General features: G+C 73.3%; 22 protein-coding genes. 13 read left to right on the forward strand and 9 right to left on the reverse strand.

Annotation, left to right across the window (positions count from 1 at the left end; translation table 11 throughout):
- Positions 1-33: 33 nt before the first annotated feature.
- A complete protein-coding gene (locus AC529_RS11350) occupies positions 34-1122 on the reverse strand; it encodes a TFIIB-type zinc ribbon-containing protein (RefSeq protein WP_068756396.1) in 1089 nt (362 codons plus the stop codon).
- A gap of 93 nt (positions 1123-1215) precedes the next feature.
- On the reverse strand, positions 1216-2340 hold the full coding sequence (locus tag AC529_RS11355; protein WP_083948148.1) for an SPFH domain-containing protein: 1125 nt from the start codon (positions 2338-2340) through the stop codon (positions 1216-1218).
- Positions 2341-2558: 218 nt separating this feature from the next.
- On the opposite strand from AC529_RS11355, the gene AC529_RS11360 reads away from it, so the two are divergent.
- The gene (locus AC529_RS11360) at positions 2559-3797 is read left to right on the forward strand and encodes a phospholipase D-like domain-containing protein (protein ID WP_068756398.1); all 1239 of its coding nucleotides are present in this window, start codon (positions 2559-2561) and stop codon (positions 3795-3797) included.
- A 511-nt stretch (positions 3798-4308) separates the two neighbouring features.
- Here AC529_RS11360 and AC529_RS11365 read toward each other — a convergent pair.
- The 3 genes from AC529_RS11365 to AC529_RS11375 are packed head-to-tail and all read right to left on the reverse strand — an operon-like array spanning position 4309 to position 7652.
- A complete protein-coding gene (locus tag AC529_RS11365) occupies positions 4309-5265 on the reverse strand; it encodes a cation diffusion facilitator family transporter (RefSeq protein WP_068756400.1) in 957 nt (318 codons plus the stop codon).
- Between the two features lie 49 nt (positions 5266-5314).
- Positions 5315-6361, reverse strand: coding sequence for a glucose 1-dehydrogenase (locus AC529_RS11370; RefSeq protein WP_068756403.1), 1047 nt, complete (start codon positions 6359-6361; stop codon positions 5315-5317).
- Positions 6362-6371: 10 nt separating this feature from the next.
- The gene (locus AC529_RS11375; protein WP_068756404.1) at positions 6372-7652 is read right to left on the reverse strand and encodes an FUSC family protein; all 1281 of its coding nucleotides are present in this window, start codon (positions 7650-7652) and stop codon (positions 6372-6374) included.
- Between the two features lie 354 nt (positions 7653-8006).
- Between AC529_RS11375 and icmF the strand changes: the two genes are divergently transcribed.
- A complete protein-coding gene (gene icmF, locus AC529_RS11380; protein WP_068756406.1) occupies positions 8007-11249 on the forward strand; it encodes a fused isobutyryl-CoA mutase/GTPase IcmF in 3243 nt (1080 codons plus the stop codon).
- Positions 11250-11360: 111 nt separating this feature from the next.
- Positions 11361-12098 (forward strand): helical backbone metal receptor, encoded by a 738-nt coding sequence (locus tag AC529_RS11385; RefSeq protein WP_068756911.1) that lies wholly within the window; start codon positions 11361-11363, stop codon positions 12096-12098.
- 37 nt (positions 12099-12135) lie between these two features.
- Here AC529_RS11385 and AC529_RS20935 read toward each other — a convergent pair whose 3' ends face one another.
- Positions 12136-12288 carry a response regulator transcription factor gene (locus tag AC529_RS20935; RefSeq protein WP_232306704.1) on the reverse strand — a complete coding sequence of 51 codons (153 nt, stop codon included), beginning with the start codon at positions 12286-12288 and terminating at the stop codon, positions 12136-12138.
- Positions 12231-13025, reverse strand: coding sequence for a GAF domain-containing protein (locus AC529_RS11390; RefSeq protein ID WP_232306705.1), 795 nt, complete (start codon positions 13023-13025; stop codon positions 12231-12233). Before AC529_RS11390 ends, AC529_RS20935 begins: the two co-directional genes overlap by 58 nt.
- Positions 13026-13205: 180 nt before the next feature.
- On the opposite strand from AC529_RS11390, the gene AC529_RS11395 reads away from it, so the two are divergent.
- The 7 genes from AC529_RS11395 to AC529_RS11425 all read left to right on the forward strand — a co-directional run bounded on the left by AC529_RS11395 (position 13206) and on the right by AC529_RS11425 (position 20627).
- A complete protein-coding gene (locus tag AC529_RS11395) occupies positions 13206-14912 on the forward strand; it encodes an AMP-binding protein (protein ID WP_068756408.1) in 1707 nt (568 codons plus the stop codon).
- A 510-nt stretch (positions 14913-15422) separates the two neighbouring features.
- Entirely contained in the window at positions 15423-16829 is a 1407-nt protein-coding gene (locus AC529_RS11400) for a sensor histidine kinase (protein WP_068756410.1), read from the forward strand.
- Positions 16829-17239 carry a roadblock/LC7 domain-containing protein gene (locus tag AC529_RS11405; RefSeq protein WP_068756412.1) on the forward strand — a complete coding sequence of 137 codons (411 nt, stop codon included), beginning with the start codon at positions 16829-16831 and terminating at the stop codon, positions 17237-17239. The genes AC529_RS11400 and AC529_RS11405 overlap by 1 nt, the downstream gene beginning before the upstream one ends.
- A complete protein-coding gene (locus tag AC529_RS11410) occupies positions 17236-17592 on the forward strand; it encodes a DUF742 domain-containing protein (protein WP_068756414.1) in 357 nt (118 codons plus the stop codon). The genes AC529_RS11405 and AC529_RS11410 overlap by 4 nt, the downstream gene beginning before the upstream one ends.
- Entirely contained in the window at positions 17573-18166 is a 594-nt protein-coding gene (locus tag AC529_RS11415; RefSeq protein WP_068756416.1) for a GTP-binding protein, read from the forward strand. The genes AC529_RS11410 and AC529_RS11415 overlap by 20 nt, the downstream gene beginning before the upstream one ends.
- Positions 18163-19401, forward strand: coding sequence for a cytochrome P450 (locus tag AC529_RS11420; RefSeq protein WP_068756418.1), 1239 nt, complete (start codon positions 18163-18165; stop codon positions 19399-19401). The genes AC529_RS11415 and AC529_RS11420 overlap by 4 nt, the downstream gene beginning before the upstream one ends.
- Entirely contained in the window at positions 19401-20627 is a 1227-nt protein-coding gene (locus AC529_RS11425) for a cytochrome P450 family protein (RefSeq protein WP_068756420.1), read from the forward strand. The genes AC529_RS11420 and AC529_RS11425 overlap by 1 nt, the downstream gene beginning before the upstream one ends.
- Positions 20628-20696: 69 nt before the next feature.
- Here the strand turns inward: AC529_RS11425 and AC529_RS11430 are convergent, their stop codons facing one another.
- On the reverse strand, positions 20697-21884 hold the full coding sequence (locus AC529_RS11430) for a glycerol dehydrogenase (protein WP_068756421.1): 1188 nt from the start codon (positions 21882-21884) through the stop codon (positions 20697-20699).
- A 103-nt stretch (positions 21885-21987) separates the two neighbouring features.
- Positions 21988-22272, reverse strand: coding sequence for a hypothetical protein (locus AC529_RS11435; protein WP_068756423.1), 285 nt, complete (start codon positions 22270-22272; stop codon positions 21988-21990).
- 839 nt (positions 22273-23111) lie between these two features.
- On the opposite strand from AC529_RS11435, the gene AC529_RS11440 reads away from it, so the two are divergent.
- The 3 genes from AC529_RS11440 to AC529_RS11450 all read left to right on the forward strand — a co-directional run bounded on the left by AC529_RS11440 (position 23112) and on the right by AC529_RS11450 (position 26749).
- Positions 23112-23735, forward strand: coding sequence for a TetR/AcrR family transcriptional regulator (locus AC529_RS11440; protein WP_068756426.1), 624 nt, complete (start codon positions 23112-23114; stop codon positions 23733-23735).
- A 105-nt stretch (positions 23736-23840) separates the two neighbouring features.
- Positions 23841-25397 carry a PucR family transcriptional regulator gene (locus tag AC529_RS11445; RefSeq protein WP_068756428.1) on the forward strand — a complete coding sequence of 519 codons (1557 nt, stop codon included), beginning with the start codon at positions 23841-23843 and terminating at the stop codon, positions 25395-25397.
- Positions 25398-25492: 95 nt separating this feature from the next.
- Positions 25493-26749 (forward strand): NAD(P)/FAD-dependent oxidoreductase, encoded by a 1257-nt coding sequence (locus AC529_RS11450; protein ID WP_068756430.1) that lies wholly within the window; start codon positions 25493-25495, stop codon positions 26747-26749.
- Positions 26750-26852: the final 103 nt, after the last annotated feature.

Genomic DNA, 26852 nt, shown 5'->3' on the forward strand with positions numbered 1-26852 from the left:
CGGGCGCCGGAGCGGTCCGGCGCCCGCGGGCGGTCAGGAGCCGTTGCCCACGGCCAGGAGCACGATCGCCGCGACGACGGCGAGCAGGACGAGCACCGCGAACGCGATCTTGACGGCGCTGTAGGGGCGGTCGCCCTGGACCTCGCCGGTGCAGCCGTTGACCAGCACCTGCCAGCTCTTGCCGTTGTACAGGTAGGAGCCGCTCCACACCGGGAGCAGCAGCAGTTTGCAGGTGACGTCGGAGTAGCGGGTGTGCATCGAGTCCACCCGCTGCTCGTCGCCGCCGATGTCGCGGCGGCAGTCCTGTTCGATGGCCCGGCGCATCTTGTCCTCGGCCGCGGTGCGGCCGTGCTCCGGCTCCACGCTGTAGCGGACCGTGTGGTGGCCGGCCAGGAAGTCCGGGGTGAAGGGGCGGGCCTCGGCCAGCGGCCACGGGTCCAGCGCGTCCAGCCGGTCGACCGGGACCCGGTCGGTGGCCACCACCAGCACGTCGTCGAAGTCGCGGGCCACGGTCCCGGCGGCGGGGTACCAGGCGGTCCGGCGCTCCTCGCGGCTCTCGCCGTCGCTGTCGGTCACCGTCACGTAGTAGTGCTCGCCGCGCTGCCCGGTGTAGTCGGTGACCGTGCGCGCGTCGAAGGTCCAGTGCGGCAGGTAGGTGCTCTTCAGCGTCTCCGCCTCCGTCACCTTCTTCAGGCGGTTGGGGGCGAACCAGCGCGACCGGGTCCACTTGCGCAGTGCCTCCCGGGCTGCGGAGCGGTCCAGTTGGAAGGGCACCACGGCCTCGGGCACGATCTGCGGGTCCTCACTGGGGTCCGCGACCAGCGGCGCGGCGCAGAACTGGCACTGGTGCGACAGCGCGTCGGACAGGGTGTGCGCGCCGCACCCGGAGCAGACGAAGTGGTGCTCGGCGATCTCGGCGGCGGGCTTGCGGGGGGTGGAGACGAGCTGCTCGTAGGAGTGCTCCCGCACCTGGCGGGCGGGGGCGGCGATCTTCTGGGAGTGCCCGCAGTAGGGGCAGACCAGGTCGAGGGTGCCGGGGGAGAACTCGACGCGGGCACCGCAGCCCTCGCAGGGCCGGGAGAACTGCGGGGACGCCGCGGGCACAGGGGGTGGTTGGGTCATGAGGCGCCTCGGGGTCAAAGTGGGGTGGGAAGGGGCGGCGGGCCCGGGCAGCGCCCGCCCGGGAGGCCGGGCGCCGGGAGGCCTGCGCGGGGGCTACTGCGGGGGCAGCGGGGGAGGAGTCTGCGACAGGAGCGGCGCCAGCTCGGGCACCTGCTGGGCGGGCGTCCACTGCGCCATCCCGGTGCGCCACACCAGGGTCGCGGGCGTGAGCGCGCCGCTGCCGGCCTGCGCCTGCAACCCGGCCAGGTCGAACGGTCCCTGCTGCTGGCCGTTGACGGCGATGTACCACTGCTGCTGCGGCGGCAGCGGGGGCGGGCCGGCCGGGGCCGTCGGCTGCTGGACCGGCTGCTGGGGCTGCTGGGCGGCGCCGAACGCGGCGGCCATCTGCTGGCCCATGGCCATGCCCATGCCCAGCCCCATGCCCTCGCCCATGCCGCCGCCGGGGTTCTGCGCGGCCTGCTCCATCGCGTTGGCGGCCTGGAACCTGGCGTACTGGTCCAGGTTGCCCACGATGCCCATCTGGGAGCGCTTGTCGAGCGCGGCCTCGACCTCGGGCGGCAGCGAGATGTTCTCGATGACGAAGCGGGGGATGGTCACGCCGATCGGCGCGAGCTCGGCGCTGAGCGCCTGGGCCAGCCGCTCCCCGATGGCGTGCTGGTTGGCGGCGAGGTCCAGCATCGGCACCCCGGCGTTGGCCAGCGCCGGGCCGAGCTGGCCGACGATCCGCTGGCGCAGGTGCTCGGCGACCTCCTCGGTGCGGAACTGCGGGTCGGTGCCGACCAGCTCGCGCAGCAGCAGCGGCGGGTCGATGACGCGCAGCGAGTAGCCGCCGAACGCGCGCAGCCGCACCGCGCCGAACTCGGGGTCGCGGACGATGATCGGGTTCTGGGTGCCCCACTTCAGGTCGGTGAACTGGCGGGTGCTGAAGAAGTACACCTCGGCCTTGAACGGCGAGTCGAATCCGTACTTCCAGCCCTTGAGGGTGCTCAGCACGGGCAGGTTCTGGGTGGCCAGGGTGTAGGTGCCGGGGGCGAACACGTCGGCGATGCGCCCCTCGTTGACGAACACGGCGAGCTGGCCCTCGCGGACGATGAGCTTGGCGCCCATCTTGATCTCGTTGTCGTGGCGGGGGAACCGCCAGGCGATCGTGTCCCGGCTGTCATCGAGCCATTCGATGATGTCGATGAGCTCGCCGCGGATCATGTCGAACAGTCCCACGCTGTCTGTCTCCCCTCTCAAACCGGACAGTCAGTACGGTTGGGTCGAGCAACGGTACCAACCGGCGACATGCCAGGTAAGACGCCTCAGGGGGCAAAACGGTGCCACCGCGGTGCGTGGCGGACCCCTGGCCCTGTGTGGTGCGGTGTCGGTCGGGGAAGAGGCCGAAGCACCGGCGGCCGCGCGCCGCACGGGGAGCACGGAAACGGGGGGCGACAGTGGTACGACGCAGGACGCTCGTGACCGTCATCAGGCGGGGCCTGCTCGGCGTGCTCGCGGCCCAGCTCGCGGTGGCCGCCACGCTCGTCGCCGTGGACACCTGGCGCAGGCGCGTCCGCCCGCACCGCGCGGTGTTCCCGCGCACCGCGCCCGCCACGACCCGGGTGGAGGGCAGCGAGGTCACCGTCTACACCTACGGCGAGGACCTCTACCGGGACATGCTCGCGGCGATCCGGTCGGCGCGGCACCGCATCCTGTTCGAGTCCTACATCCTCAAGGGCGACCGCGTCGGCGCGGAGTTCAAACAGGCGCTGATCGAGGCGGCCGAACGGGGGGTCGAGGTCTTCGTCGTCTACGACGGTTTCGCCAACCTGGTGGTGCCCCGGCGCTTCTTCGACTTCCCGCCCGCGGTCAACGTGATCCGCTACCCGGCGTTCCGCCCGGGGGTGCTCCTGCTCAACGTGCGCAAGTCCGGCCGCGACCACCGCAAGATCCTCACCGTGGACGGCCGGGTCGGGTTCGTCGGCGGCTACAACGTGGGGGCGGAGTACGCCACCGAGTGGCGCGACACGCACCTGCGCCTGGTCGGCCCGGCGGTGTGGGAGCTGGAGAACGCCTTCTCCGACTTCTGGAACGCCAACCGCCGCCGGGACCAGCCGCGGTTGGCGGACGTCGGCGCCGACCACTGGTACTCGCGCATCCGCGCCCACCGCAACGTGCCCGAGGTGCTCATCTACCCGATCCGCGCGATGTACCTGGAGGCCGTCGACCGGGCCAGGGACCGCATCCTCGTCACCCAGGCCTACTTCATCCCCGACCGGGAGATCCTGGGGGCGCTGATCGCCGCGGCCCGCCGCGGAGTGCGGGTGGACGTGCTGGTCCCCGAGCGGTCCAACCACGTCATCGCCGACTGGCTGTCGCGCGGCTGCTACACGGCGCTGCTGCGCGGCGGCGTCCGCCTGTGGCTGTACCGGGACGCCATGGTCCACGCCAAGACCGCCACCATCGACGGTGTCTGGAGCACGATCGGCACCGCCAACGTCGACCGGCTCAGCCTCACCGGCAACTACGAGATCAACCTGGAGATCATCGACGACGGGGTCGCCGGGTGCCTGGAGCGGGTGTTCGCCAACGACCTGACCAACGCCCGGCTGCTGACCCTGGAGGAGTGGCGGCGGCGCCCGATCATGGCCAAGTTCAGCGAGGCGGTCCTGGCGCCCTGGCGGCCCCTGCTGTGAGGCGGCGGCCGGGCGGCCCCGGCCTTGCGGACACAAGCCGGCCGTTCCCGGTGCGGCGAAGGCCGGGAACGACCGGTCGCCGGGGCCTGCCTGCCGACGGCGCGGGCCGGTGCGCCCGCGCCCGCCGCGCGGCCCCGGGAGCCCGGGCAGGACCCCGGAGTCGGCTCTCCCGCCCCGCTGCCGCCTCCCCCCGGCGGCGCCGGTGGACGGACGCCCGCCGGGACGGGGGCCGAGCCGGGCGCGACGGGAGGCCTTCCCGGCCGCTGTGCGGCCGGGACCGGTGCGGCACCCGTGGGGCCCCGCTCTCCGGACTCTGTCTGCTGGGTTACCCGAAGGCGGGAGCCGAAACCCTCTCCCTTCCGGTTCTCCCTGCTCGCGGGCTTTTCTGCGGGGGCCCGGGCCGGAACTGCCTGCCCCGGGACCGCCCCGAGGAGTTCCACGCGGCCCTGCGCGCCTTCCAGGCCCCCGGCGCCGGCCCCGGACCGCGGCGGCAGGACGGGGCCGCGCCCGCCTAGGCCCCGGCCCCCGCCCCGCCCGAGCCCTCCGGGGAGCGCCCGCCGCGCAGCAGGTCCGGCTCCAGGTAGATCAGCCGGGCGATCGGCACGGCCGCCCGGATGCGGGCCTCGGCCTCGTCGATCGCGCGGGCGATCTCCCGGGCGTCCTCGTCGACGTCGACCGCGATCTTGGCGGCCACCAGCAGCTCCTCCGGGCCCAGGTGGAGGGTGCGCAGGTGGATCAGCGCGGTGATGTCGTCGCCGGCCAGCAGCGCCTCCTCGATCAGGCGCAGGTGCGCGGGGGAGGCCGACTCGCCGATGAGCAGGCTGACCATCTCCGCCGCCAGCACGACCGCGATCGCCACCAGCAGCAGCCCGATCGCGGCGGTGCCCAGCCCGTCCCACACGCCGTTGCCGGTGAGCAGCGTCAGCCCCACGCCCGCCAGCGCGAACACCAGGCCCAGCAGCGCCCCGGTGTCCTCCAGCAGCACCACCGGCAGCTCCGGGGACTTGGACCGGCGGACGAACTCCGGCCAGCCCGCCCCGCCGCGGACCGCGTCGGACTCGCGCACCGCGGTCCGCAGCGACAGCCCCTCCAGCACGGTCGCGACCGCGAGCACGGCCACCGGCACCCACTGCCAGGCGGTGATCGGATGCGGGTCGCGGATCTTGTGCCACGCCTCGTACAGCGCGAACAGCCCGCCCAGGACGAACAGCACGATCGCGACGAGGAAGGCGTAGACGTAGCGGACCTGCCCGTAGCCGAACGGGTGCTCGGGGGTGGCGGTGCGCCGCGCCCGCCTGCCGCCGACCAGCAGCAGCGCCTGGTTGCCGGAGTCGGCGACCGAGTGGATCGACTCGGCCAGCATCGCCGACGAGCCCGTCAGCAGGTAGGCCGCGAACTTGGTGGCCGCGATGCCCAGGTTCGCGGCCAGCGCCGCGACGATCGCCTTCGTGCTTCCCTCGGTGCTCACGGGTCCGCCCCTCCTCGCGCCGCCACCCGGAGGCGCCGCCGCGCCCCGGTCACAGGTCGATGACCGTCTTCACGTCCTCGACGCGCTCCTCGAACGCCTCGGCCGCCCGTTCCAGCGGCAGGCGCCGGGTGACCAGCCGCGCCAGCCAGGTGCGGTCGGCCCAGGACAGCGCCCGTGCCGCCAGCGCATAGTGGCGCGGGTTGGCGTTGACCGAGCCGAAGAAGGCGTCGTTCTCCAGGACGATCTCCCGGTTGAGCGCCCCCGCGGCCACGGGGACGCGCGTCCTGTCGGCGGACAGGCCGACGAGGCAGACGATCCCGTAGGGCGCGTTGGCGGTGATCGCGTCCAGGACGAGCCGGGGCGCCCCGGTGGTCTCGACGACCACGTCCGGGGCGATGCGCGCGGCGGCCTCGGCGAGGCCGCCGGTGTGGTAGGCCGCGTCGAGCCCTGCCACCAGCTCCGGTTTGACGCCCCGCTCCACCCGGTCGAGGACGTGCACCTCCAGGCCGCGCTGCATGCCCAGCAGGGCGGCCAGCAGCCCGATCGGCCCGGCCCCGGCGACGAGCAGGCGGCGCGGGTCGAACCAGGAGCGCGAGCCGATCCGCTCGATCTGCTCCCACGCCTTGGCCACGACCGAGGCGGGCTCCAGCAGGACCCCCACCTCCTCCAGGGAGGGGTCGAGGCGGACCGCGTAGTCGGCCTCCACCGTCCACTGCTCGGAGCCGTAGCCGTGCAGCCCTTTGATGCCGCGTTCGGTGAAGCGGCCGTTGCGGCAGGCGTCGAACTCGCCGTGCGCGCACGCCCCGCACGGCTCGGGGTCCGGGCGGCGGACGACGCCCACCACCAGGTCGCCGGGCGCGAAACCGCTGCCTTCCGGGGCCGCGCGGACCCGGCCCAGCGACTCGTGCCCCAGCACCAGCCGCTCCTCGCCCGCCGGGGCCGCGCCGTAGCGGCCGCGGACGATCTCGCGGTCGGTGCCGCAGATCCCCAGCGCCACGCCGTCGACGAGCAGCTCCCCGCGGCCCGCCACCGGGTCCGCGACCTCGCCGACCTGCACCGACCCGGGCCGTCCGGGCACCACTGTCAGAGCGCGCATGCTGCCTTCCTCACCGGACGTTCCGCCGCTCCCGCTCCCGCCTGCTCTCCGACTCCGCCTCCTTGCGGCCCTCCTCGCGGGAGACGAACTCGGCGAGGCGGGCCCGCCACAGCCGCACGCTCTCCTGGACCGGGCGCTTGGGCCGCCACGACACCCACGGCAGCCACGGCACCCCGGTCGCCCGGGTGACGCGCGGCCGGTCGATGTCCTTCTCCAGCACGCCCCGGACGTCCTGCGGGTCGATCCCGGCGAACAGCATGATGTCGGTGGAGACCAGCAGCACCGCCAGGTGGGTGGAGACGGTCAGCGGGTCGTCGCTGTCCGGGCGCCCGCCGAACGGGCGGGCGGCCTCCAGTGCACGGTCGACCGCGCGCTGCCGGGTGGCCGGGTTGTTGAGGTCCCTGGCGAGCATGTCGAGCGAGTCCGCGATCTCGCACACCAGCGGGGCGAACCGGTGCCGCTCCTCGGTGCTCATCGCCGCGGTGGTGCGGGCCAGGGTCAGGCAGCTCTCGCCCAGGTAGACCAGCCGGTCCACGTGCTCGTCCTCGCGGGTGATCGGCTCCAGGTCGCCCCAGCGGATGGTGGAGCTGCGCACGGTGTGCCGGCTGCTCTCCCGCGTCTGGGTGAGGTGCGCGATCGGCTGGCTCAGCCCGCCCAGCCGGTCCACCGTCTCCTCGGTGGAGACCGCGTCGTCGTGGGCCAGGGCCTTTCCGGTGTCCTCCAGCATCCGCGCCATCTCCGCCAGCGCGTCGGCCTCGGCGCGGCGCAGGATCGCCACCACCCGCACCGGGAACAGCAGTTGGCTGATGACCAGCGCCACCCCGGCGCCGATGAGCGCGTCGGCGAGCCGGTAGAGGCTGGCCTCCTCGGCGAAGGTCACGATGAGCATCGCGCTGACCGCGGCCTGGCCGATCACCAGCCGGGCGAAGTTGACCACGATGGCCAGGGCCATGGCCACGCCGATCGCGACGGCCAGCCCTCGGTAGTCCGCGCCGATGAGGAACAGCGTCAGCTCGCCCACCAGGATGCCGATGACCACTCCCAGCAGCAGGCGGACCGCGTTGGCGCCCCGTTCGCTGGCCGAGGCGTTGAGCGCGATGACCGCCGCGATCGGCGCGAAGAACGGGTCGTGGGAGGTGGTGAGGTTCTTGGCGAGCAGCCACGCCACGGTCCCCGCGACCACGGCGTGCACGACCGGCCAGAAGTTCTCGGTCAGCCGGTCCCGCACAGCCGGGAGCTCGGCGGTCAGCCACCGCCGTCCGGCGTGGAGCAGGGCGCCCAGCAGCCGCATGCCGCGCTCACCCGGACCGGGGACGACGGCGGCCGTGGAGGCGTGCGAGGACGGTCATGAGCCCACCGGTACCCGGATTGCCGCGAGGAATGTACTGGTTGGTGGTTTTTTGGGGGCAGGGGCGGAGCGTCCCGGGGGCCCACCCGGGGGCGCCGCGGCGCGCAGCAGCCCCGCCGCCCGGCAGTCCGCGGAAGGGGGGAGGATCGCCCGGCCGCGCGAGGTGCCGCCGCCCGTTTCCGGGGTAGCGGTCCCGCATCCGGGCGCGGGGCGGGAGGCCTGGAACCCAAAAACTAGGATGTCCTACTATTTGATAGGTCGTCCTAGTAAATCGCTTCTCGTCCGGGGAGGTTCCAGATGAACGGCAGGACCACGGCGGAGCCGCTGCACCGACCGACGCACCCCGTGCGTTTCGTCACCGCCTCCAGCCTGTTCGACGGGCACGACGCGGCGATCAACATCATGCGCCGCATCCTCCAGTCGCAGGGCGCGGAAGTCGTCCACCTGGGACACAACCGGTCGGTGCGCGAGGTGGTGGACGCCGCCGTGGAGGAGGACGTCCAGGGCGTGGCGGTCAGCTCCTACCAGGGCGGCCACGTCGAGTACTTCGAGTACCTGGTGCAACTGCTGCGCGAACGGGGCGCCGGCCACGTCAGGGTCTACGGCGGCGGGGGCGGCGTCATCGTCCCCGAGGAGATCGCCCGGCTGCGCGAGTCCGGGGTGACCATCTTCTCCCCCGAGGACGGCCAGCGCCTCGGCCTGCCCGGGATGATCAACACCCTCGTCCGCGAGTGCGACGTGGACCTGTGGGAGCAGCGCCAGGTCGACGCCGCGGCCGTGGCCTCCGGCGACCGGGCCGCCCTGGCCCGCGCCATCACCGGAGCCGAACTCGGCCGCCTCCCCGACGACCTGCTCGCCCGCCTGCGCGAGACCGCCGCCGACGTCCCCGTCCTCGGCATCACCGGCACCGGCGGCTCCGGCAAGTCCTCCCTCACCGACGAACTGGTCCGCCGCTTCCGCCTCGACCAGCAGGACAAGCTGCGCATCGCGGTCCTCGCCATCGACCCCACCCGCCGCCGCGGCGGCGGCGCGCTCCTGGGCGACCGCATCCGCATGAACTCCCTGGACGGCGACCGCGTCTTCTTCCGCTCCCTGGCCACCCGCGGCAGCCGCGAACTGCCCGACCACCTCGACGACGTGATCAGCGTGGTCAAGGCCGCCGGATTCGACCTGGTCATCGTGGAGACCCCGGGCATCGGCCAGGGCGACGCCGCGATCGTGCCCCACGTGGACCTGGCCATGTACGTGATGACCCCCGAGTTCGGCGCCGCCTCCCAGCTGGAGAAGATCGACATGCTCGACTTCGCCGACGTGGTGGCGATCAACAAGTTCGAGCGGCGCGGCGCCCAGGACGCGCTGCGCGACGTCGGCCGCCAACTGGTGCGCAACCGCGAGGCCTTCGGCGCCCGCCCCGAGGACATGCCGGTGTTCGGCACCTCCGCGGCGACCTTCAACGACGACGGCGTCACCGCCCTCTACCAGCACCTGCGCGACCTGCTCGCGGAGCGCGGCCTGCCCGTCTCCCAGGGCGTCCTGCCGCGCGTCGACGTCCGCCACTCCAGCGGCATCACCCAGGTGGTCCCCGCCCACCGGGTCCACTACCTCTCCGAGATCGCCGAGACCGTACGCGCCTACCGCGCCGAGACCCAACGGCTCGCCGACGCCGCCCGCCGGGTGCAGCGCCTGGAGGAGACCGCCCGGGAGCTCGCCGCCGCGGGCCGCGACGCCACCGCCGTCCAGGAGGCGCTCGCCGAGGCCCGCCGGGAGCTGCCGCAGGAGAGCGCCGAGCAGATCGCGGACTGGCCGCGGGTGGTGTCCTCCTACTCCGGCGAGGAGCAGGTCGTGACCGTGCGCGACCGCCAGATCCGCACCCGGCTGGCCCGCGAGTCCCTGGCCGGCACCCGCATCCCCCGGGTCGCCCTGCCCCGCTACACCGACCACGGCGAACTCGTGTCGTTCTGGCGGCGGGAGAACCTGCCCGGCTTCTTCCCCTTCACCGCGGGCGTCTTCCCGTTCAAACGCGACAACGAGGACCCCGCCCGCATGTTCGCCGGAGAGGGCGACCCGTTCCGCACCAACCGGCGCTTCCGGCTGCTGTCGGAGGGCCAGCCCGCCACCCGGCTGTCCACCGCGTTCGACTCCGTCACCCTCTACGGCCGCGACCCCGACCGCCGCCCCGACATCTACGGCAAGATCGGCACCTCCGGCGTCTCCGTGGCCACCCTCGACGACATGAAGGAGCTGTACGCCGGGTTCGACCTGGCCGCGCCCACCACCTCGGTGTCGATGACCATCAACGGCCCGGCCCCCACCGTGCTGGCCTTCTTCCTCAACACCGTCATCGACCAGCAGCTCGACGCCTTCCGCGCGGAGCACGGCCGCGAACCCGACGCCCAGGAGGCCGCCGAGGTGCGCGCCCGCGCCCTGCGGTCGGTGCGCGGCACGGTGCAGGCCGACATCCTCAAGGAGGACCAGGGCCAGAACACCTGCCTGTTCTCCACCGAGTTCTCGCTGCGGATGATGGCCGACATCCAGGAGTGGTTCATCGCCAACGGCGTCCGCAACTTCTACTCGGTGTCCATCTCCGGCTACCACATCGCCGAGGCCGGGGCCAACCCCATCACCCAGCTCGCGTTCACCCTCGCCAACGGCTTCACCTACGTCGAGGCCTACCTCGCCCGCGGCATGAGCGTCGACGACTTCGCCCCCAACCTGTCGTTCTTCTTCTCCAACGGCATGGACCCCGAGTACTCGGTGCTGGGCCGGGTGGCCCGCCGCATCTGGGCGGTCGCCATGCGCGACAGGTACGGCGCGGGCGAGCGCGCCCAGAAGCTGAAGTACCACGTGCAGACCTCGGGGCGCTCCCTGCACGCCCAGGAGATGCAGTTCAACGACATCCGCACCACGTTGCAGGCGCTCACCGCGATCTACGACAACGCCAACAGCCTGCACACCAACGCCTACGACGAGGCCGTCACCACCCCCACCGAGGAGTCGGTGCGCCGCGCGCTGGCCATCCAGATGATCATCAACCGCGAGTGGGGCCTGGCGATGAACGAGAACCCCCTCCAGGGCTCCTTCATCATCGACGAGCTCACCGACCTGGTGGAGGAGGCCGTGCTCGCCGAGTTCGACCGCATCAGCGAGCGCGGCGGCGTGCTCGGCGCCATGGAGACCGGCTACCAGCGCGGCCGCATCCAGGACGAGTCCATGCTCTACGAGCAGCGCAAGCACGACGGCTCGCTGCCCATCATCGGCGTCAACACCTTCCGCAACCCCTCCGGCGACGACGGCTCGGCCAAGAAGATCGAACTGGCCCGTGCCACCGAGCAGGAGAAGGAGTCGCAACTGCGGCGGGTCAGCGAGTTCCGGGAGGCGCACCGCGAGGAGGCCGAGCAGGCCCTCGAACGGCTCAAGCAGGCCGCCATCGCGGGCGAGAACGTGTTCGCGGTGCTCATGGACGCGGCACGGGTCTGCACCCTCCAGCAGGTCACCGAGGCGTTCTTCGAGGTCGGCGGTCAGTACCGGCGCAACGTGTGAGTAGGGTGCGGGGCGTGCGGGCCGGTCCCGCACGCCCCGGCGGCCGGAGAAGGCCCGCCCGGGGCACGGCGACGCAGGAGAGGCGGTGGCGGCGTGGTCGTCCACGACGACATGGGGCACCCCGTGCCCGTGACAGGACCGGCGCGGCGCGTGGTGTCCCTGGTGCCCTCGCTGACCGAGGCGATCGCGCACACCCGGCGCGAGGCGCTGGTCGGCGCCACGGACTGGTGCACGCGCCCGGCCGACCTGGACGTGGCCCGGGTGCGCGGCACCAAGAACCCCGACCGCGCCGCCGTCGCCGCGCTCCGCCCCGACCTCGTCGTGGCCAACAAGGAGGAGAACCGGGAGCTCGACGTGCGCCGCCTGCGCGAGGCGGGCATCCCGGTGTGGGTGACCGTCGTCGAGACGGTGCCGCAGGCCCTGGACTCCCTGACGCGGCTGTTCGCCGAGGCGCTGCGCTGGCCGCTGCCCCGCTGGCTGGCCGAGGCGCGCCGCGCCTGGTCGGGGCCGGTGCCCGAGGCGCGGACGCGCGTCGCGATCCCGGTGTGGCGCGACCCGTGGATGGTGGTGGGCTCCGCGACCTTCGCCGGGGACCTGGCCCGCCGCCTGGGCCTGGCCAACGTCTTCGCCGCCCACCCCGACCGCTACCCGACGGTGCGGCTCGCCGACGTCGACCGGCCCGACGTCAACCTGGTGCTGCTGCCCGACGAGCCCTACGCCTTCACCGCCGACGACGGCCCGGAGGCGTTCCACCGCGCCCCGACCGCGCTGGTCAGCGGGCGGCTGCTCACCTGGTACGGCCCGTCGCTGCTGGAGGCCCGCGAGGAGCTGGCCGTCCTCGCCCGCTGAGCGCCGCCCCGGCCCGCCGCCGACGCCGCGGCCCGGGTCAGCGGTCGAGCAGCCCGGCCTCGCGGGCCAGGTGGACCGCCTGCACCCGGTTGGTCGCGTCCAGCTTGCGCATCGCGCTGCGCAGGTACGCCTTCACCGTGTTGGGCAGCAGGCCCAGCGCCGCGGCGACCTCGTCGTTGGTGCGGCCCACCGCCACCTCGGCCAGCACGTCGACCTCCCGTGGCGCCAGCCGGACCGCGCCCCTGCGTGCGGGGGCGCGCCGCCCCGCCGGGGCCGGGTACCGGGCCAGCGACCGCGCGCGGCGGCACACCTCGACCAGGCGGTGCCGCGCCTCCTCGTCGCGGACCGTCGCGGCGATGTCCGACAGCTCCGACAGCAGCTCGTCCAGTTCCGCACCGCCTGCCGCGGCGGGCCCCGGGGTGCGGGGCGCGCGGTCGACAGGGCGGCCAGTCGGCGCTGCACCTCCTCCTCCACCGCGAAGTCCTGCTCGGCCCGCCGCACGACGCGGGCCACGGCCGCCAGCGCCCGGTCCCCGAGCCCCTCCGACCTGCGGTCCGCCACGTACAGCACCGCCCGCGTCGCCCCGCCGACCCGCACCGGCGCCGCCACGATCGAGCGCAGCCGCTCGGGGGCGACCGCGTGGTCGTAGACGTGCGTGATGTCCTCGGCGGTCAGGTAGTCGTCGACCGCCCACGGGCGGGCCAGCGCCAGCGCCCGGCCGCCCAGCCCCGCGCCCGTGCGCACCCGCAGCCCCAGCAGCGACCTGGTGCGGGCGCCGCTGAGCTGGTCGATGACGAAGCCTCGGCCGTCCCGGGCCACCGGGCCGCCGAAGGCGACCGGCAGGCCGGTCGCGCGGCGCAGCTCCCGCACGGCGCGGGCCAGCAGCGGAGCGGAGTCGCAGACGCCTGGGCCGGACGCGGTCGTCACAGGCCATACCCCCCGGTGGGTGATCTCGAGTGATGCCGGTCACGCTACCTCATTTCGGGGGTAGTGACGCAGCTCACTCCGGCACAGGATGGGACGGGATGCGGGGAGGCCGCGCCCCGGGCGCCGGGACCGCCCGCGGCGCGGCCGCCCACCGGGAACAGGACACCAAGGGGGGAAGACGTGACCACCGGTTCCGCCACCGAGAGCTACCGCCAGGCCCGCGACGCCCTGCTGGCCCTGTCCGGCGACCACCGGGCGGCCGTCGAGGAGTTCCGCTGGCCCGACCTGGGCCCCAGGTTCAACTGGGCGTTCGACTGGTTCGACAGCTACGCGCGCGACAACGACGCCACGGCGCTGTGGATCGTCGAGGAGGACGGCAGCGAGGCCCGCTACAGCTTCGCCGACATGGTCCGCCGCTCCGAGCGGGTCGCCGCCTGGCTGGCCGACCGGGGCGTGGCGCGCGGCGACCGGGTGCTGCTCATGCTCGGCAACCAGGTGGAGCTGTGGGAGACGATGCTGGCGGTGATGCGGCTCGGCGCGGTGATCCTGCCGACCACCACCGCCCTGGGACCGGCCGACCTGGCGGACCGGATCGGCCGCGGCGGCGTCGGCCACGTCGTCACCTCCGCGGCGAACGCGGCGAAGTTCGCCGACGTGCCCGGCGACTACGGCAGGATCGCGGTGGACGGCGGCGTGCCCGGCTGGGCCGACTACCGCGAGGCGCACACGATCGTCGACCCGCAGGTCAAGCACCCGGACACCGCCCCCGACGACCCGCTGCTGCTGTACTTCACCTCCGGCACCACCAGCCGGCCCAAGCTGGTGCAGCACACCCAGGCGTCCTACCCCCTCGGCCACCTGACGACGATGTACTGGCTGGGGGTGCGCCCGGGCGACGTCCACCTCAACATCAGCTCGCCGGGCTGGGCCAAGCACGCGTGGAGCTGCTTCTTCGCGCCCTGGATCGCCGAGGCCACCGTCTTCGTCCACAACTACTCCCGGTTCGACGCGGCCGCGCTGCTGGAGCAGATCCGCCGGGCGGGGGTCACCACCTTCTGCGCGCCGCCGACCGTGTGGCGGATGCTCATCAACGCCGACCTGTCGGGCGGGCCGGGCCGCCTGCGGGAGGCCGTCGCCGCGGGCGAGCCGCTCAACCCCGAGGTGATCGAGCAGGTGCGCCGGGCCTGGGGGCTGACGCTGCGCGACGGCTTCGGGCAGACCGAGATGACCGCCGTGGTCGGCAACACCCCCGGCTCCCCGGTCAAGCCGGGGTCGATGGGCCGCCCCCTGCCCGGCTGCCCGGTGGTGCTGGTCGACCCCAGGAGCGGGCAGCCCGCCGAGGAGGGCGAGATCTGCCTCGACCTGTCCGCGCGCCCGCCGATGCTGATGACCGGCTACCAGGACGACCCCGAGCGCAACGCCGAGGCGATGGCGGGCGGCTGGTACCACACCGGCGACGTGGCCCGCAGGGACGCCGACGGCTACATCACCTACATCGGGCGCACCGACGACGTGTTCAAGGCGTCCGACTACAAGATCAGCCCGTTCGAGCTGGAGAGCGTGCTGATCGAGCACCCGGCGGTGGCGGAGGCGGCCGTGGTGCCCGCGCCCGACCCGGTGCGGCTGGCGGTGCCCAAGGCGTACGTGGCGCTGGCGCCCGGGCACGAGCCGACGCGGGAGACCGCGCTGTCGATCCTGCGCCACGCCCGCGAGAACCTCGCGCCGTTCCAGCGGGTGCGCCGCCTGGAGTTCGCGGAGCTGCCCAAGACCGTCTCCGGCAAGATCCGCCGGGTGGAGCTGCGCCGCCGCGAGGAGGAGGCCGCCGAGGGCACCGGGGAGGCCCCGCGTGAGTGGCGCGACGACCAGTTCCCCGAACTGCGCCGCTAGCAGCGGCGGGCCGGGCTGCCGCCCGCCACCGGTTTTCGGCCCTCCGGGCGTCTGCGTCCCGGGGGGCCGAAATGCGTGCCCGCAGTGGGGGGCTCCGATCTCTCCGCGGTCTGCGGAAAAGCCCGGGCGGCACACTGCGCGGTCGGTGGCGGGATGATGGGATGAATAACCTCGGGAAAACGGGTCGAAGGTCGCAATGTGTGATCTGATGCGTGTTTCTCCTGATTGGCGACGTTTTTTCAGGCGACGACCGTTAATTCAGTATTAAACGACTAATAATTAGTCTTCTGTGTGCTTTGGTGGAGCTGGGTGCTGGGCTATGCTGCGGCAGTGGCGGTGAGGCGTCCCGAGACCGAAAATGCCGTGGGATCGGAGGCGGGAGAGGAGTCTCCTAGCCGAATCCGATTTCATGACAATCAATCCAAATTTTTTGGTTGCCGGTGCATGACGGCGTCGACCGTTGCTGACCGTCCCCCCACAATTCAGTGACGTGCCTGAACGCGGACCATAATGACTGTTCGAAAAACAGCCCGTCCCCGAACGGGCACGACGCCGACGGGCGTCCCCCTTCTGTTGGCTTCCGTGGTCCTCGTGGCCGCGGGATGGGCGTGGGCCATGTGGAGCGTCCCCCCGTCCAGTCTGCTGCCCCTGCTGGTGGCGGGCGGAGTCTCCCTCGTCCTGTTGATCGTCTTCGGCGCGGTCACCTACCGGCAGACCGCGCGGGCCGACCGCGCGACGGCCCAGGCCGACCGGATCGCCGCCGGAGCACAGCGGCTCACCGGCGAGCTCCTTCCCGCCGTGGTGCAGCGGGTGCGCTCGGGCGCCTCCGCGGCCACCGCGCTCGACGAGGTCGACCCGGCCGTCGACCCCGCCCACCGCGCCGTACTGGAGACCGCGGCCACCGAGATCGCGCGCAGCGAGCGCCAGCGCGTCGCCGCGATGGCCGCCTGCGCCACCGCGGCCGGACGGGTCCAGGCCATCACCACCGCGATGGCCGCCGACCTGCGCGAGATGCAGCAGCGGTACGGCAACGGCGCCGTCGCCCCCGACAACGTCCTGGGCGACCTCATGCGCCTGGACCACAGCACGGCCCAGGCCGGCCGCGTCGCCGACAGCATCGCGGTGCTCACCGGGGCCCGCAGCGGACGGCGCTGGACCCGCCCCATCCCCATGGAGAGCGTGCTGCGCGGCGCGATGGCGCGCATCGGCGACTACCAGCGGGTGCGCAGCCACTCGGCGTCCACCCTGGCCGTCGCCGGGTACGCGGCCGAGGGCGTCATCCACGCGCTCGCCGAACTCCTCGACAACGCGGCCAAGTTCTCCCCGCCCATCTCCGAAGTCCACATCTACGTCGAAGAGGTGCCGGCCGGGGCCGCGATCATCGTCGAGGACGGCGGCCTCGTCATGGGCGAGGAGGCGCTGCGCCGCGCCCGCCAGGCCGTCTCCAGCGGCGGCGACCTCACCGACCTCTCCGGCACCCGGCTCGGCCTGGCCGTGGTCGGCAGCCTCGCCCGCAAGTACGGCCTGTCGGTCTCGTACCGGCCCTCCTCCCGCGGCGGCACCGCCGCGGTCATGCTGCTACCGCAGCGCATCCTCAAACCAGCCGAAACCCCGGCCCCGAGCCCTCCGTCGGCCGCCCCCGGCCGGGAGGCCGCTCGGCGCCGCCCCACCCCCCAGACCGCCCCGGCAGCCCGGCCCGAACCGGCCGCGCCGCCGCGGGAGACCGTCACGGCGGACACCGTCGGCGGCCTGCCGGTGCGCCGCCGCGGCCAGACCCTGGCCGCGGCCCAGCGCAGGCAACAACAGGCAACACCACCCGCCCGCCGCGCTCCGGTCACCCCGGCGGAGGGCTTCGGGGCGTTCCGCGCCGCGGTACGCAAGACGACCCCCAACCGCACGCAGGAGGACGAATCCTGATGGATCTCGCCAAGCTCAGTTGGCTCCTGGAGAAACTGCTGGAGCGCACCCCCGGCGCCCGACACGCGCTCGTGCTCTCCCGCGACGGCCTGAAGCTGTGCCACACCGCCGGACTGAGCACCGACCAGGCGGACCACCTGGCGGCCATCGCGGCGGGCATGCAGAGCCTCGCGCACGGCGCGTCCATCGAGTTCGGCGACGGCGCGGGCGGCGTCCGCCAGGCCATGGCCGAGTTCTACGGCGGACTGCTGTTCATCGTCGAGGCGGGCGCGGGCGCGCACCTGGCGGTCGTCGCCGCCGAGGACGCCGACCCCGGACTCACCGGGCACAACATGAACGAACTCGTCGAACAGATCGGAGAGCACCTCAGCGTCGGGATCCGCACCGCCGAGCCGCTGGGTCAGGCATGAGAAGGGCCATCGACCGGGAGGGACCCGACCGCCTCTACGTCATCACCTCCGGACGCAGCCGGGGAGGAGACGAGGCCCTCGACTCGGTGACGCTGATCGTCACCGAGTCCGAACCGGTCTCCGGCATGCAGTCCGAACACGTCCGCATCCTTCAGATGTGCCGGCGCCCCATGGCGGTCGTGGAGATCGCCGCCCGGCTCGAACTGCCCGTCACCGTGGTCCGCATCCTGCTGACCGACCTGCTCGACGCCGGACACATCACCGCCCGACACCCCGCCGTCGCCGACCTCGCGACGGCCTCCGTCTCCCCGGCCGTGCTGGAGAAGGTCCTCGTTGCACTCCACAACCTCTGATCCGACAGCGCTGCCCGCGACAGCCGCACACGGGTTGAAGATCGTCGTCGTCGGCGGATTCGGCGTCGGCAAGACCACCCTGGTGCGCTCGGTCAGCGAGATCCGCCCCCTCAGTACTGAGGAGACGATGACCCAGGCGGGAGCCGGGGTCGACAGTCTCCGCGGTGTCCCCCACAAGAACACGACGACCGTGGCCTTCGACTTCGGCCGCATCACCGTCGACGAGACGTTCGTGCTCTACCTGTTCGGCGCCCCCGGACAGGAGCGCTTCTGGTTCCTGTGGGACCGCCTGTTCACCGGAGCGCTGGGCGCGGTCGTGCTCGTCGACGCCCGCCGCCTGGAGGACTCCTGGTACTCCATCGACCGGCTGGAAGCGCAGGGCACCCCCTTCGTCGTCGCCCACAACAACTTCGGCAGCCCTCACACGCTCGACCAGATCCGGGCGGCCCTCGACCTGGACGACGCGGTCCCCCTGGTGGAGTGCGACGCCCGCGACCGCGAGTCGGTCAAGCAGGTGCTGGTCACCCTGGTCCGGCACGTGATGGCAACCACCACGCGGGAGGTCCTGCGATGAACGCGCCGCACGACACGAAGAGCCGCCCCGGCGCCTTCCGGCTGTACGGCCCCCAGTTCCAGACCAGCCCCGCCGAGCTGTACCGGCAGATGCGCGCCCAGTACGGGCCGGTGGCCCCGGTGCTGCTGGAGGGCGACGTGCCCGCCTGGCTGGTCATCGGCTACCGGGAACTGCACCACGTGCTCAGCCACCCGGAGGTGTTCGCCCGCAGCTCACGGCGGTGGAACGCCTGGGACCTGATCCCCGAGAACTGGCCGCTGCGGCCGATGGTCATGCGCACCCCCACCGTCCTCTTCGCCGAGGGCGAGGAGCACCGCCGCAGGGCCGGGGCCATCAGCGACGCGCTCGCCGGAGCCGACCAGCACGAGGTCCGCCAGTACGCGACGCAGGCCGCCGACCGCCTGATCGACGGGTTCTGCACCGCCTCCAAGGCCGACCTGCGCGCCAGCTACGCCGCCCGGCTGCCCGCCGTGGTCCTGGGCCGCCTCTACGGCCTCGACCAGGAGCGCGCCGACGTGCTCGCCGAGGCCATGACCACCATGGTCGACGGCGGCCCCGACGCGGTGCGCGCCCAGCAGTTCCTGCTCAAGACCATGGGCGAACTGGTGGCGGCCCGACGGCGGCGGCCCGGCAACGACGTGGTCTCCCGGATGATCAACCACCCCGCCGCCCTGCGCGACGAGGAGCTCATCCCCGACCTGGTGGTCGTGCTGGGCGGAGGCCACCAGCCCACCACCGAGTGGCTCGGCAACACCCTGCGCCTCATGCTCACCGACGACCGGTTCGCCGCCTCGCTGACGGGAGCGCGGCGCAGCGTGCGCGAGGCCCTCACCGAGGTCCTCTGGGAGGACACCCCCACCCAGAACTACCTGGGCCGCTACGCCGCCCGCGACGTCGAGCTGGGCGGCCAGCTCATCCGCACCGGAGACCTGCTGCTGCTCGGCCTGGCCGGAGCCAACAGCGACCCGCGGATCAACTCCGGCCCCGACGCCCAGGGCTGGGGCAACCAGGCCTACCTCTCCTTCTCCCACGGCGAGCACCGCTGCCCCTACCCGGCCCAGGAGCTCGCCGAGATCATCGTCACCGCCGGTGTCGAGGTGCTGCTCGACCGGCTGCCTGACGTGGAACTCGCAGTCGGGGCCGACGAACTGCGTTGGCGCCCCTCCCCCTGGATGCGTGGCCTCGTCGCGCTTCCGGTCGTCTTCACTCCCGTTCCCCCACTTGGAGGCCAGTGATGAGTTCGCCCACCGGAACCCCCATCGCCCTCGATCCCTACGTTTCCGACCTGGAAGGTGAACGAGAACGCCTCCACGAGGCCGGGCCCATCGCCCGGGTCGAGCTGCCCGGCGGCGTGCTCACCTGGTCCGTCACCCACTACCAGGCCGCCCGCGAACTGCTCACCGACCCCCGGCTGTCCAAGAACATGGCGCACTGGGGGGCCTACCACCGCGGCGAGATCTCCCCGACCTGGCCGCTGCTCAGCGTCATCCCGCCCACCCCCACCAACCTGCTGGGCACCGACGGCGCCGAGCACAAGCGGCTGCGCGCCCTCACCGCCCAGGCGTTCACCCCCCGCCGGGTGGAGCAGTTGCGCCCCCGCATCCGCGAGATCACCGAGGAACTGCTCGACGGCCTGGAGAAGAAGGCCCACGAGGTGCAGGACCTCAAGAGCGAGTTCTCCTTCCGGCTGCCGATGAGCGTCATCGGTGAGCTGTACGGCGTGGAGGAGGCGGCGCACGGGCAGTTGCGCGGCCTCTACGACAAGTTCTTCAGCTCCGTGACCTCGCCCGAGGACTTCGTCGCCACCCGGGAGGCGCTGGCCAACTTCTACCTGGACCTGATGGCCAAGAAGAAGGCCAACCCCGGCGACGACCTCACCACCGCGCTGCTCCAGGCCAACGAGAACGGCGACTCCCTCACCGACGAGGAGGTGCTCGGCACCCTCCAGATCGTCGTGGCGGCCGGACACGAGACCACCGTCAACCTGCTCACCAACACGGTGCGCGCGCTGCTGCGCCACTCCGACCAGTTGGAACTGCTGCGCACGGGCAAGGCCACCTGGGAGGCGGCGGTGGAGGAGTCGCTGCGCTGGGACCCGCCCACCACCAACTTCATCTTCCGCTTCGCCACCGAGGACATCACCTACGGAGACGTCACCATCGCCAAGGGCGACTCGGTGATGATCTCCTACGGCGCGATCGGCCGCGACCCCTCCCACCACGGCGAGAACCCGGAGGTCTTCGACATCACCCGGTCGGCGGGCCGCCACATCTCCTTCGGCTACGGCCCGCACGTGTGCCCGGGCGCCCCGCTGGCCCGCCTGGAGGCGCAGGTCGCGCTGCCCATGCTGTTCGAGCGCTTCCCGGACATGAAGCTCGCGGTGGACGACTCCGAACTGGTGCCCAACCCGTCGGTGATCGTCAACAGCCTGCGGGAGTTCCCGGTCGTCCTCCGGCCCTGACCCGCAGCCGAGACCGGAGGGGCGCCCCGTCCGTGGCCGCGGGGCGCCCCTCCGGCGGGACCTCCCGCCTCAGGCCATGCGGGCGGTCGGAACCCTCGTCCGAAGGCTCTCCGGGGCCTGCGGCTCCGGCAGCCCGGCCTCCGCCCGCACCGACCGGCCCAGCACCTCCACCGCCTTCAGCGCGTCCAGCACGTCGTCCGCCGACACCGGGAAGGGCAGGTTGTGGATGGTCTCCTCCGGGGCGGTCGCGGCCGCCACCACGGCGCGCAGCACCTCCTCGTCGGCGTCGCCCAGCCCCGCCTCGGTGAGCGTGGTGGGCAGCCCCAGCCGGGCGGTGAACTCGACGAACCGGCGGATCTCCGCGGTGGGCGCCGCCTCCAGGATCAACTGGGTGATCGACCCGATGTTCACCTTCTCGCCGTGCACCAGGTGGTGCGTGTGCGGGACCGCGGTCAGCCCGTCGTGGACCGCGTGCGCCGCGCCCAGCCCGCCCGACTCGAAGCCCAGGCCCGACAGCAGCGTGTTCGCCTCCACCACCGCCTCCACGGCGGGGGTGACCAGGTTCTGGCGCACCGCCTCCACCGCGGGCATCGCGTTCTCCCACAGGATGTCCCAGGACAGCCGGGCCAGCGCGATACCCGCGTGCGTGGCCAGCCCGCCGGCCATCGTCGTCGCGCTGGCGCGCTGCACCGCGCGCGCCTCGATCCAGGTGGCGAGCGCGTCCCCGACACCGGCGACCAGGAACCGCACCGGCGCGTTCGCGACGAGCTGGGTGTCGACGAGCACCAGGTCGGGGTTGCGCGCGTAGAACCGGTACGACTCGAACGCGCCCTCCTCGGTGTAGACGACCGACAGCGCCGACGTGGGCGCGTCGGTGGAGGCCACGGTGGGTACGCTCACCCAGCGGATCCCCGCGTTGTCCCCGGCGGCCTTGGCGGTGTCGATGACCGTGCCTCCGCCCAGCCCGACGATCACGTCGCAGCCGCGCTCCACGGCGACGTCCGCGACCCGCCGCGCCTCGGCCGCGGTGGGGATCCCGCCGAACTTCTCGAACCGCACCGGCAGCCCGGCGCGCCGGAACGACTCGGTGACCGTCGCCTCGGTGAGCTCCTTGACCACGGCGTCGGTCAGGATCAGCGGCATGGAGCCGATCGGTGCGACGTACCTGCCGAGCTCGGCCAGCACCCCGCGCCCCTGGACGTACCGTCCCGGGGCGATCAGTGAACGCGGCGCCCGGATCGCGGTGGTCTCCGCCATGCTTTCCTCCTCATCGAAACGACCGGAGGCACCGCTAGCCCGGCCGCGCGCCCCGTAAACAGCGGCGGCCCCCGCTCCTGCGGGGGCCGGGTGCCGGGGCCGGTCAGTGCGGGCGGGGCCGCAGCTCCCAGGGCCGCGGCCAGTAGCGGCGGTTCGGGTTGCGGCGGGGCAGTTTCGCCTTGGGGGCGTTCCGCAGCGTCTGGACCAACTCGGCGACGGTGGCGGCGCAGACCAGCACGGACAGGCCGATGCCCTGGTAGGGGGGTTTGAGCACGGCCGTCACCTCGGGGATGCCGGCGTCGTCGTGGAGCACGCAGATCTCGTAGTGGGGGAACTCCGCGCGGGCGCGCCTCAGGTCCTCGGAAGGAATGAGGTGGTACACGGTCACATGCCTTCAACGGGGGACGCCGCAGGAAGGGCGTGCGGGAACGGGCGACTGCCCTCCACGGGGGACTCCCGCCGGAGCCGGGCACGGCCGGTCGGGAGGGGGCAGACGGACACACCGCGAACAGGACGGGTGGAGGTGGTCCACGGCACCGGTCCACGGAGGAGTCCGTCCGGACCGCCGGAGCGGGCGCGGCGGAGGGCGGGCGCGCGGCCCGGACACGACCGGTCCTGCTGGTCCGACCGCCCGTCGGGAACGCGGTGATCCACGACGGGGTCCGGGATGCTCGGGCGGAGGAGAAACGGCACACGGCAGCGGTGTTTTCCGGGGTTCCGGGAGAACCGGGGAGGCGCTTACCGGGCCTACGATAACTCTAGCTTGCGGCGCGCCGGAAAATGACGATCTTGGCGTCTTCCGCGGCGAAATCTCACTGATTCACATTCCCGGGCCGCCCGACGCTCCGCTTCCGGGGCCGGAACCTGGGCGCACGCCCTCGACACGGCATGGCCGGTTCCGGCCAGGCGGGTCCGCCGCCCGGGACGCCCGCCGCGCCTGCGCACTCCGCACGGCCTGTGGACAGGCGGCGCGGGCGGGGACGCCCCCGTGGCCGCTGCGTGACGGATCGGACTCCGACGGTGTCGCTACGGAGGGATACGATGACCCCGTCGAGACGACCGCCCTGCTGCACGGAGGCCGCGACCGCGAGGCAACGGCGCGTTCACGGGACGACCCACCCCAGGCCGGACGGGGCACCACCGGTGCCGACCGACCCCCTCTGCCCCCGCGGACAGCCGGCGGCGCCGACTGCCGCGCGGCACGACAATCCGGATTCGGACCAGACGATGACCAAGGCAACGACAGACAAGCGGCAGGGCCGCCCCCGCGGGCAGTCGGGCCACGACCGGCGCGCCCAGATCATCGAGGTCGCCACCGCCCTGTTCCGCGAGAAGGGCTACCACGTCACGTCGCTGGACGACATCGCCGACCGCATCGGGTTCACCAAACCGGCCATCTACTACTACTTCAAGAGCAAGGAAGACGTGCTGTTCGCGATCGTGAGCGGGATCGCGGACGAGGCGCTCGCCCGCTTCCGCGCCATCGCCCAGGGCCCCGGCACCGCCGGAGAGCGCATCCACGCCCTCCTCGTCGAGAACACCCGGACGATCCTGCGCAACCCCGACGCCAACGCGGTCTTCTACAACGAGCGCGGCCTGCTCTCCCCCGAACGCGAACAGCAGATGCGCAGACGGGAACGCGAATACACCCGCATCATGCGCGACCTCTACGCCGAAGGCGTCGCCAGCGGGGAACTGCTCGACATCGACCCCGCCGTCGCCACCTCCACCCTGCTGGGCGCCTCCATCTGGTCCTACCGCTGGTTCAACCCCAAGGGCAGGCTCTCGGCCGACGAGGCGGCCGAGCAGATCACGCGGCTCCTGCTCCACGGCTACCGGCTCGACCGCTGACCCCGCCCCGCCGCGCGGGAACACTCCCCGGGTGACGACACCACCGGCGCCGGACACCGGCGCCGTCCCGTAGGCTCGGTGCGTTCGGCGGGAGCGGGTGGCAGCATGATCAGGCTCGACCGGTTGGTGAACGTCCTCGGACGCTTCGGCGTGCGACTGTACTGCGAGCCCGGAGCACGCGAGACGGAACTGCGCAGCGTGGTCACCCACGACCCCACCGACCCCCGACCGGTCGGCGGCGACGTCTTCCTCGCCGTGGGCGTCGCCGACACCGCCCAGGCGGTCGCCCTGGCCGCCGCCGCCAACGCCGTCGTCGTCCTGGTGCGCGCCACGCCGCCGCTCGACCCCGACACGCTCGCCGCCGCCCGCCGCGCCGGAATCGCGGTCGCCGCCGTCGACCCGGCCGTCTCGTGGAGCCAACTCGCCGCCGTCGCCTACGGACTGGTCCTGGAAGGCCGGGAGACCGAGGCCGGCCGCGGCCCCACCGACCTGTTCGCCCTCGCCGACACCATCGCCGGAGCCGTCGGCGGACCGGTCACCGTCGAGGACGTGCTCTCCCGGGTACTGGCCTACTCCAGCCTCCAAGAGCACGCCGACCGCGCCCGGACCCGCACCATCCTGGGACGGCGCGTCCCCGAACCGGTGCGCGCCGCACTCGCCGAACGCGGCGTCTTCGCCCACCTGGCCGCCTCCGACCGGCCGCTGTTCGTACCGCCGCTGCACGAACACGGCCTCAACGGGCGCGTCGTGGTCGCCGTGCGCGCCGGACGGGAACTGCTCGGCTCGATCTGGGTGGACGCCGAAGCCCCGCTGCCCCCGCCGCGCGCCGCCGCCCTGGTCAGCGGCGCCCGCACCGCCGCCCTGCACCTGCTGCGCGCCCGCGCCAGCGCCGACCTGGAACGCCAGGTCGAGTCCGAGGGCGTGCTCCAACTGCTGGAAGGACGCGGCGACGCACTGGTGACCGCCCAACTCGGCCTGCCCGGCGGACCGTTCCGCGTGGTCGCCCTCCAGGGACACGTCGGCGACGACCAGAACGCCGCCGCACTCCTCGTCTTCGAACACGTCACCACCGGGTTCGGCTGGGCGCGGCCGGGGCGCAGCGCACTGCTCGGCACCACCGTCTACACGGTCCTGCCCGACAGCGGGGTGGCCCGGGCCCGCGACTGGGCGGCCGGAGTGGCCGCGGCGCTGCCCCCCGACGCGGTGGTGCACGCGGGCATCGGCGGCCGGGCGGAACTCGACCAACTGCCGCAGAGCCGCCAGGAGGCCGACGAGAGCCTGGCCCTGCACGCCGTCCGGCCCCACGGACGCGTCTGCGTCAGCTACGACGAGGCGTGGGACGAGATCCTGCTGGCACGGCTGCGCCGGGTGGCGGCCGGCGGGCGGATGCCCGAACACCACCCGGTGGCGCTCCTCGCCCGCCACGACCGCGAACACGGCACCCGCCACGTCGAGACCCTGCGCGCCTGGTTCGAGGCCCAGGGAGACCACCGGGCCGCCGCCGCCCTGCTGGGCGTCCACCCCAACACCGTCCGCTACCGGATGCGGCGCATGGCCGAGGTCGCCCGCGTCGACCTGGACCAGCCGCGCATGCGGCTCGCCCTGGCCATCGCGCTGGCGGTAGCGGGCGATGGTCCCCTTGTCCCGGGACAACAGTCCTGACCGGCGAATTTGTCCGCCGCGAACAGACCGCTCCAGGGGATTTCTGGTCATTCTCGGGACAGAGGGTCCCGTAACGGCGGTTTCTGGGGGTGGCGATGAGCGAGGCACGCGGCGGCGCGCCGCGCACGGCGGTGGTGGTCGGAGCCGGGATGGTGGGCCTGTCCACGGCCTGGTTCCTACAGGAGCAGGGCGTCGAGGTGACCGTGGTGGACCGCCGCGACGTCGCGGCGGGCGCGTCATGGGGCAACGCCGGGTGGATCTCGCCCGGGCTGTCGATCCCGCTGCCGGAGCCGTCGGTCCTGCGCTACGGGCTGCGGTCCCTGCTGGACCGCAACGCCCCCCTGTACGTGCCGGTCCGCGTCGACGTGGGGCTGTGGTCGTTCCTGCTGCGCTTCGCCGCCCACTGCACCATGCGGGCCTGGCGGCGGTCGATGCGCGGCTTCCTCCCGGTCAACGCCCAGTGCCTGGACGCCTACGACCAGCTCGCCGAGAACGGGATCTCCGTCCCCACGGTCGAGGCGCCCATCACCGCGGCCTTCGAGAAGCGCGCCCAGGCCGCGGACCTGCTCCGCGAGCTGGCGCTGATCCGCGACTCCGGACAGGACATCGGCTTCGCCGAGCTGACCGGGCAGGAGGTGCGGGAACGGATGCCGCAGGTGTCGGAGCGCGTGGAGCTGGCGATCCGGCTCGACGGCCAGCGCTACGTGGACCCCGGGGCCTACACGAACGCGCTGGGCGAGGCGGTGGAGAAGCGCGGCGGGACGGTGCGCGGCGGCTTCACCGTCGCCGACGTCCGCCCCGAGGGCGGCGGTATCGCGGTGCGCTCCACGGAGGGGGAGAGCGTGCGCGGCGACGCCGTGGTGCTGGCCGCCGGGTCGTGGATGACCGGACTCGCCCGCAGGCTGGGGGTGCGCACCCGGGTGCAGGCGGGCCGCGGCTACTCGTTCACCGTGCCCACCGAGCAGCCCGTCCCCGGACCGCTCTACCTGCCCGCCGTGCGCGTGGCCTGTACCCCCTACCAGGGCGGACTGCGCGTCGCGGGCACCATGGAGTTCCGCGGCCCCGACGACCCGCTGGACCAGGGCCGCATCCGCGCGATCGTCTCCTCGGCGCGGCCCCTGATGGAAGGCATCGCCTGGGAGGAGCGCACCGACGAGTGGGTCGGCCCGCGCCCGGTCACCCCCGACGGGCTGCCGCTGGTCGGCGCGACCAAGGCCCCGGGCGTCTACGTCGCGGGCGGCCACGGCATGTGGGGGCTGACCCTGGGTCCGATCACCGGCCGCCTGCTCGCCGAGCAGATCACCACGGGCAGACGCCCCCGCGAACTCGCGGCGTTCGACCCGCTGCGCTAGGGCCGCTCCCCACGGCCGTCGAGGCGGCGGGGGAGGGGACGAGGGCCGCCCCCTTGGGCGGCCCGTGCGGTCCCCCGCCCGTCCGCCTCGGCCGCGAGGCGCG

The organism is Thermobifida cellulosilytica TB100 (genome assembly GCF_001517975.1).
GTDB classification, from domain to species: Bacteria; Actinomycetota; Actinomycetes; order Streptosporangiales; family Streptosporangiaceae; genus Thermobifida; species Thermobifida cellulosilytica.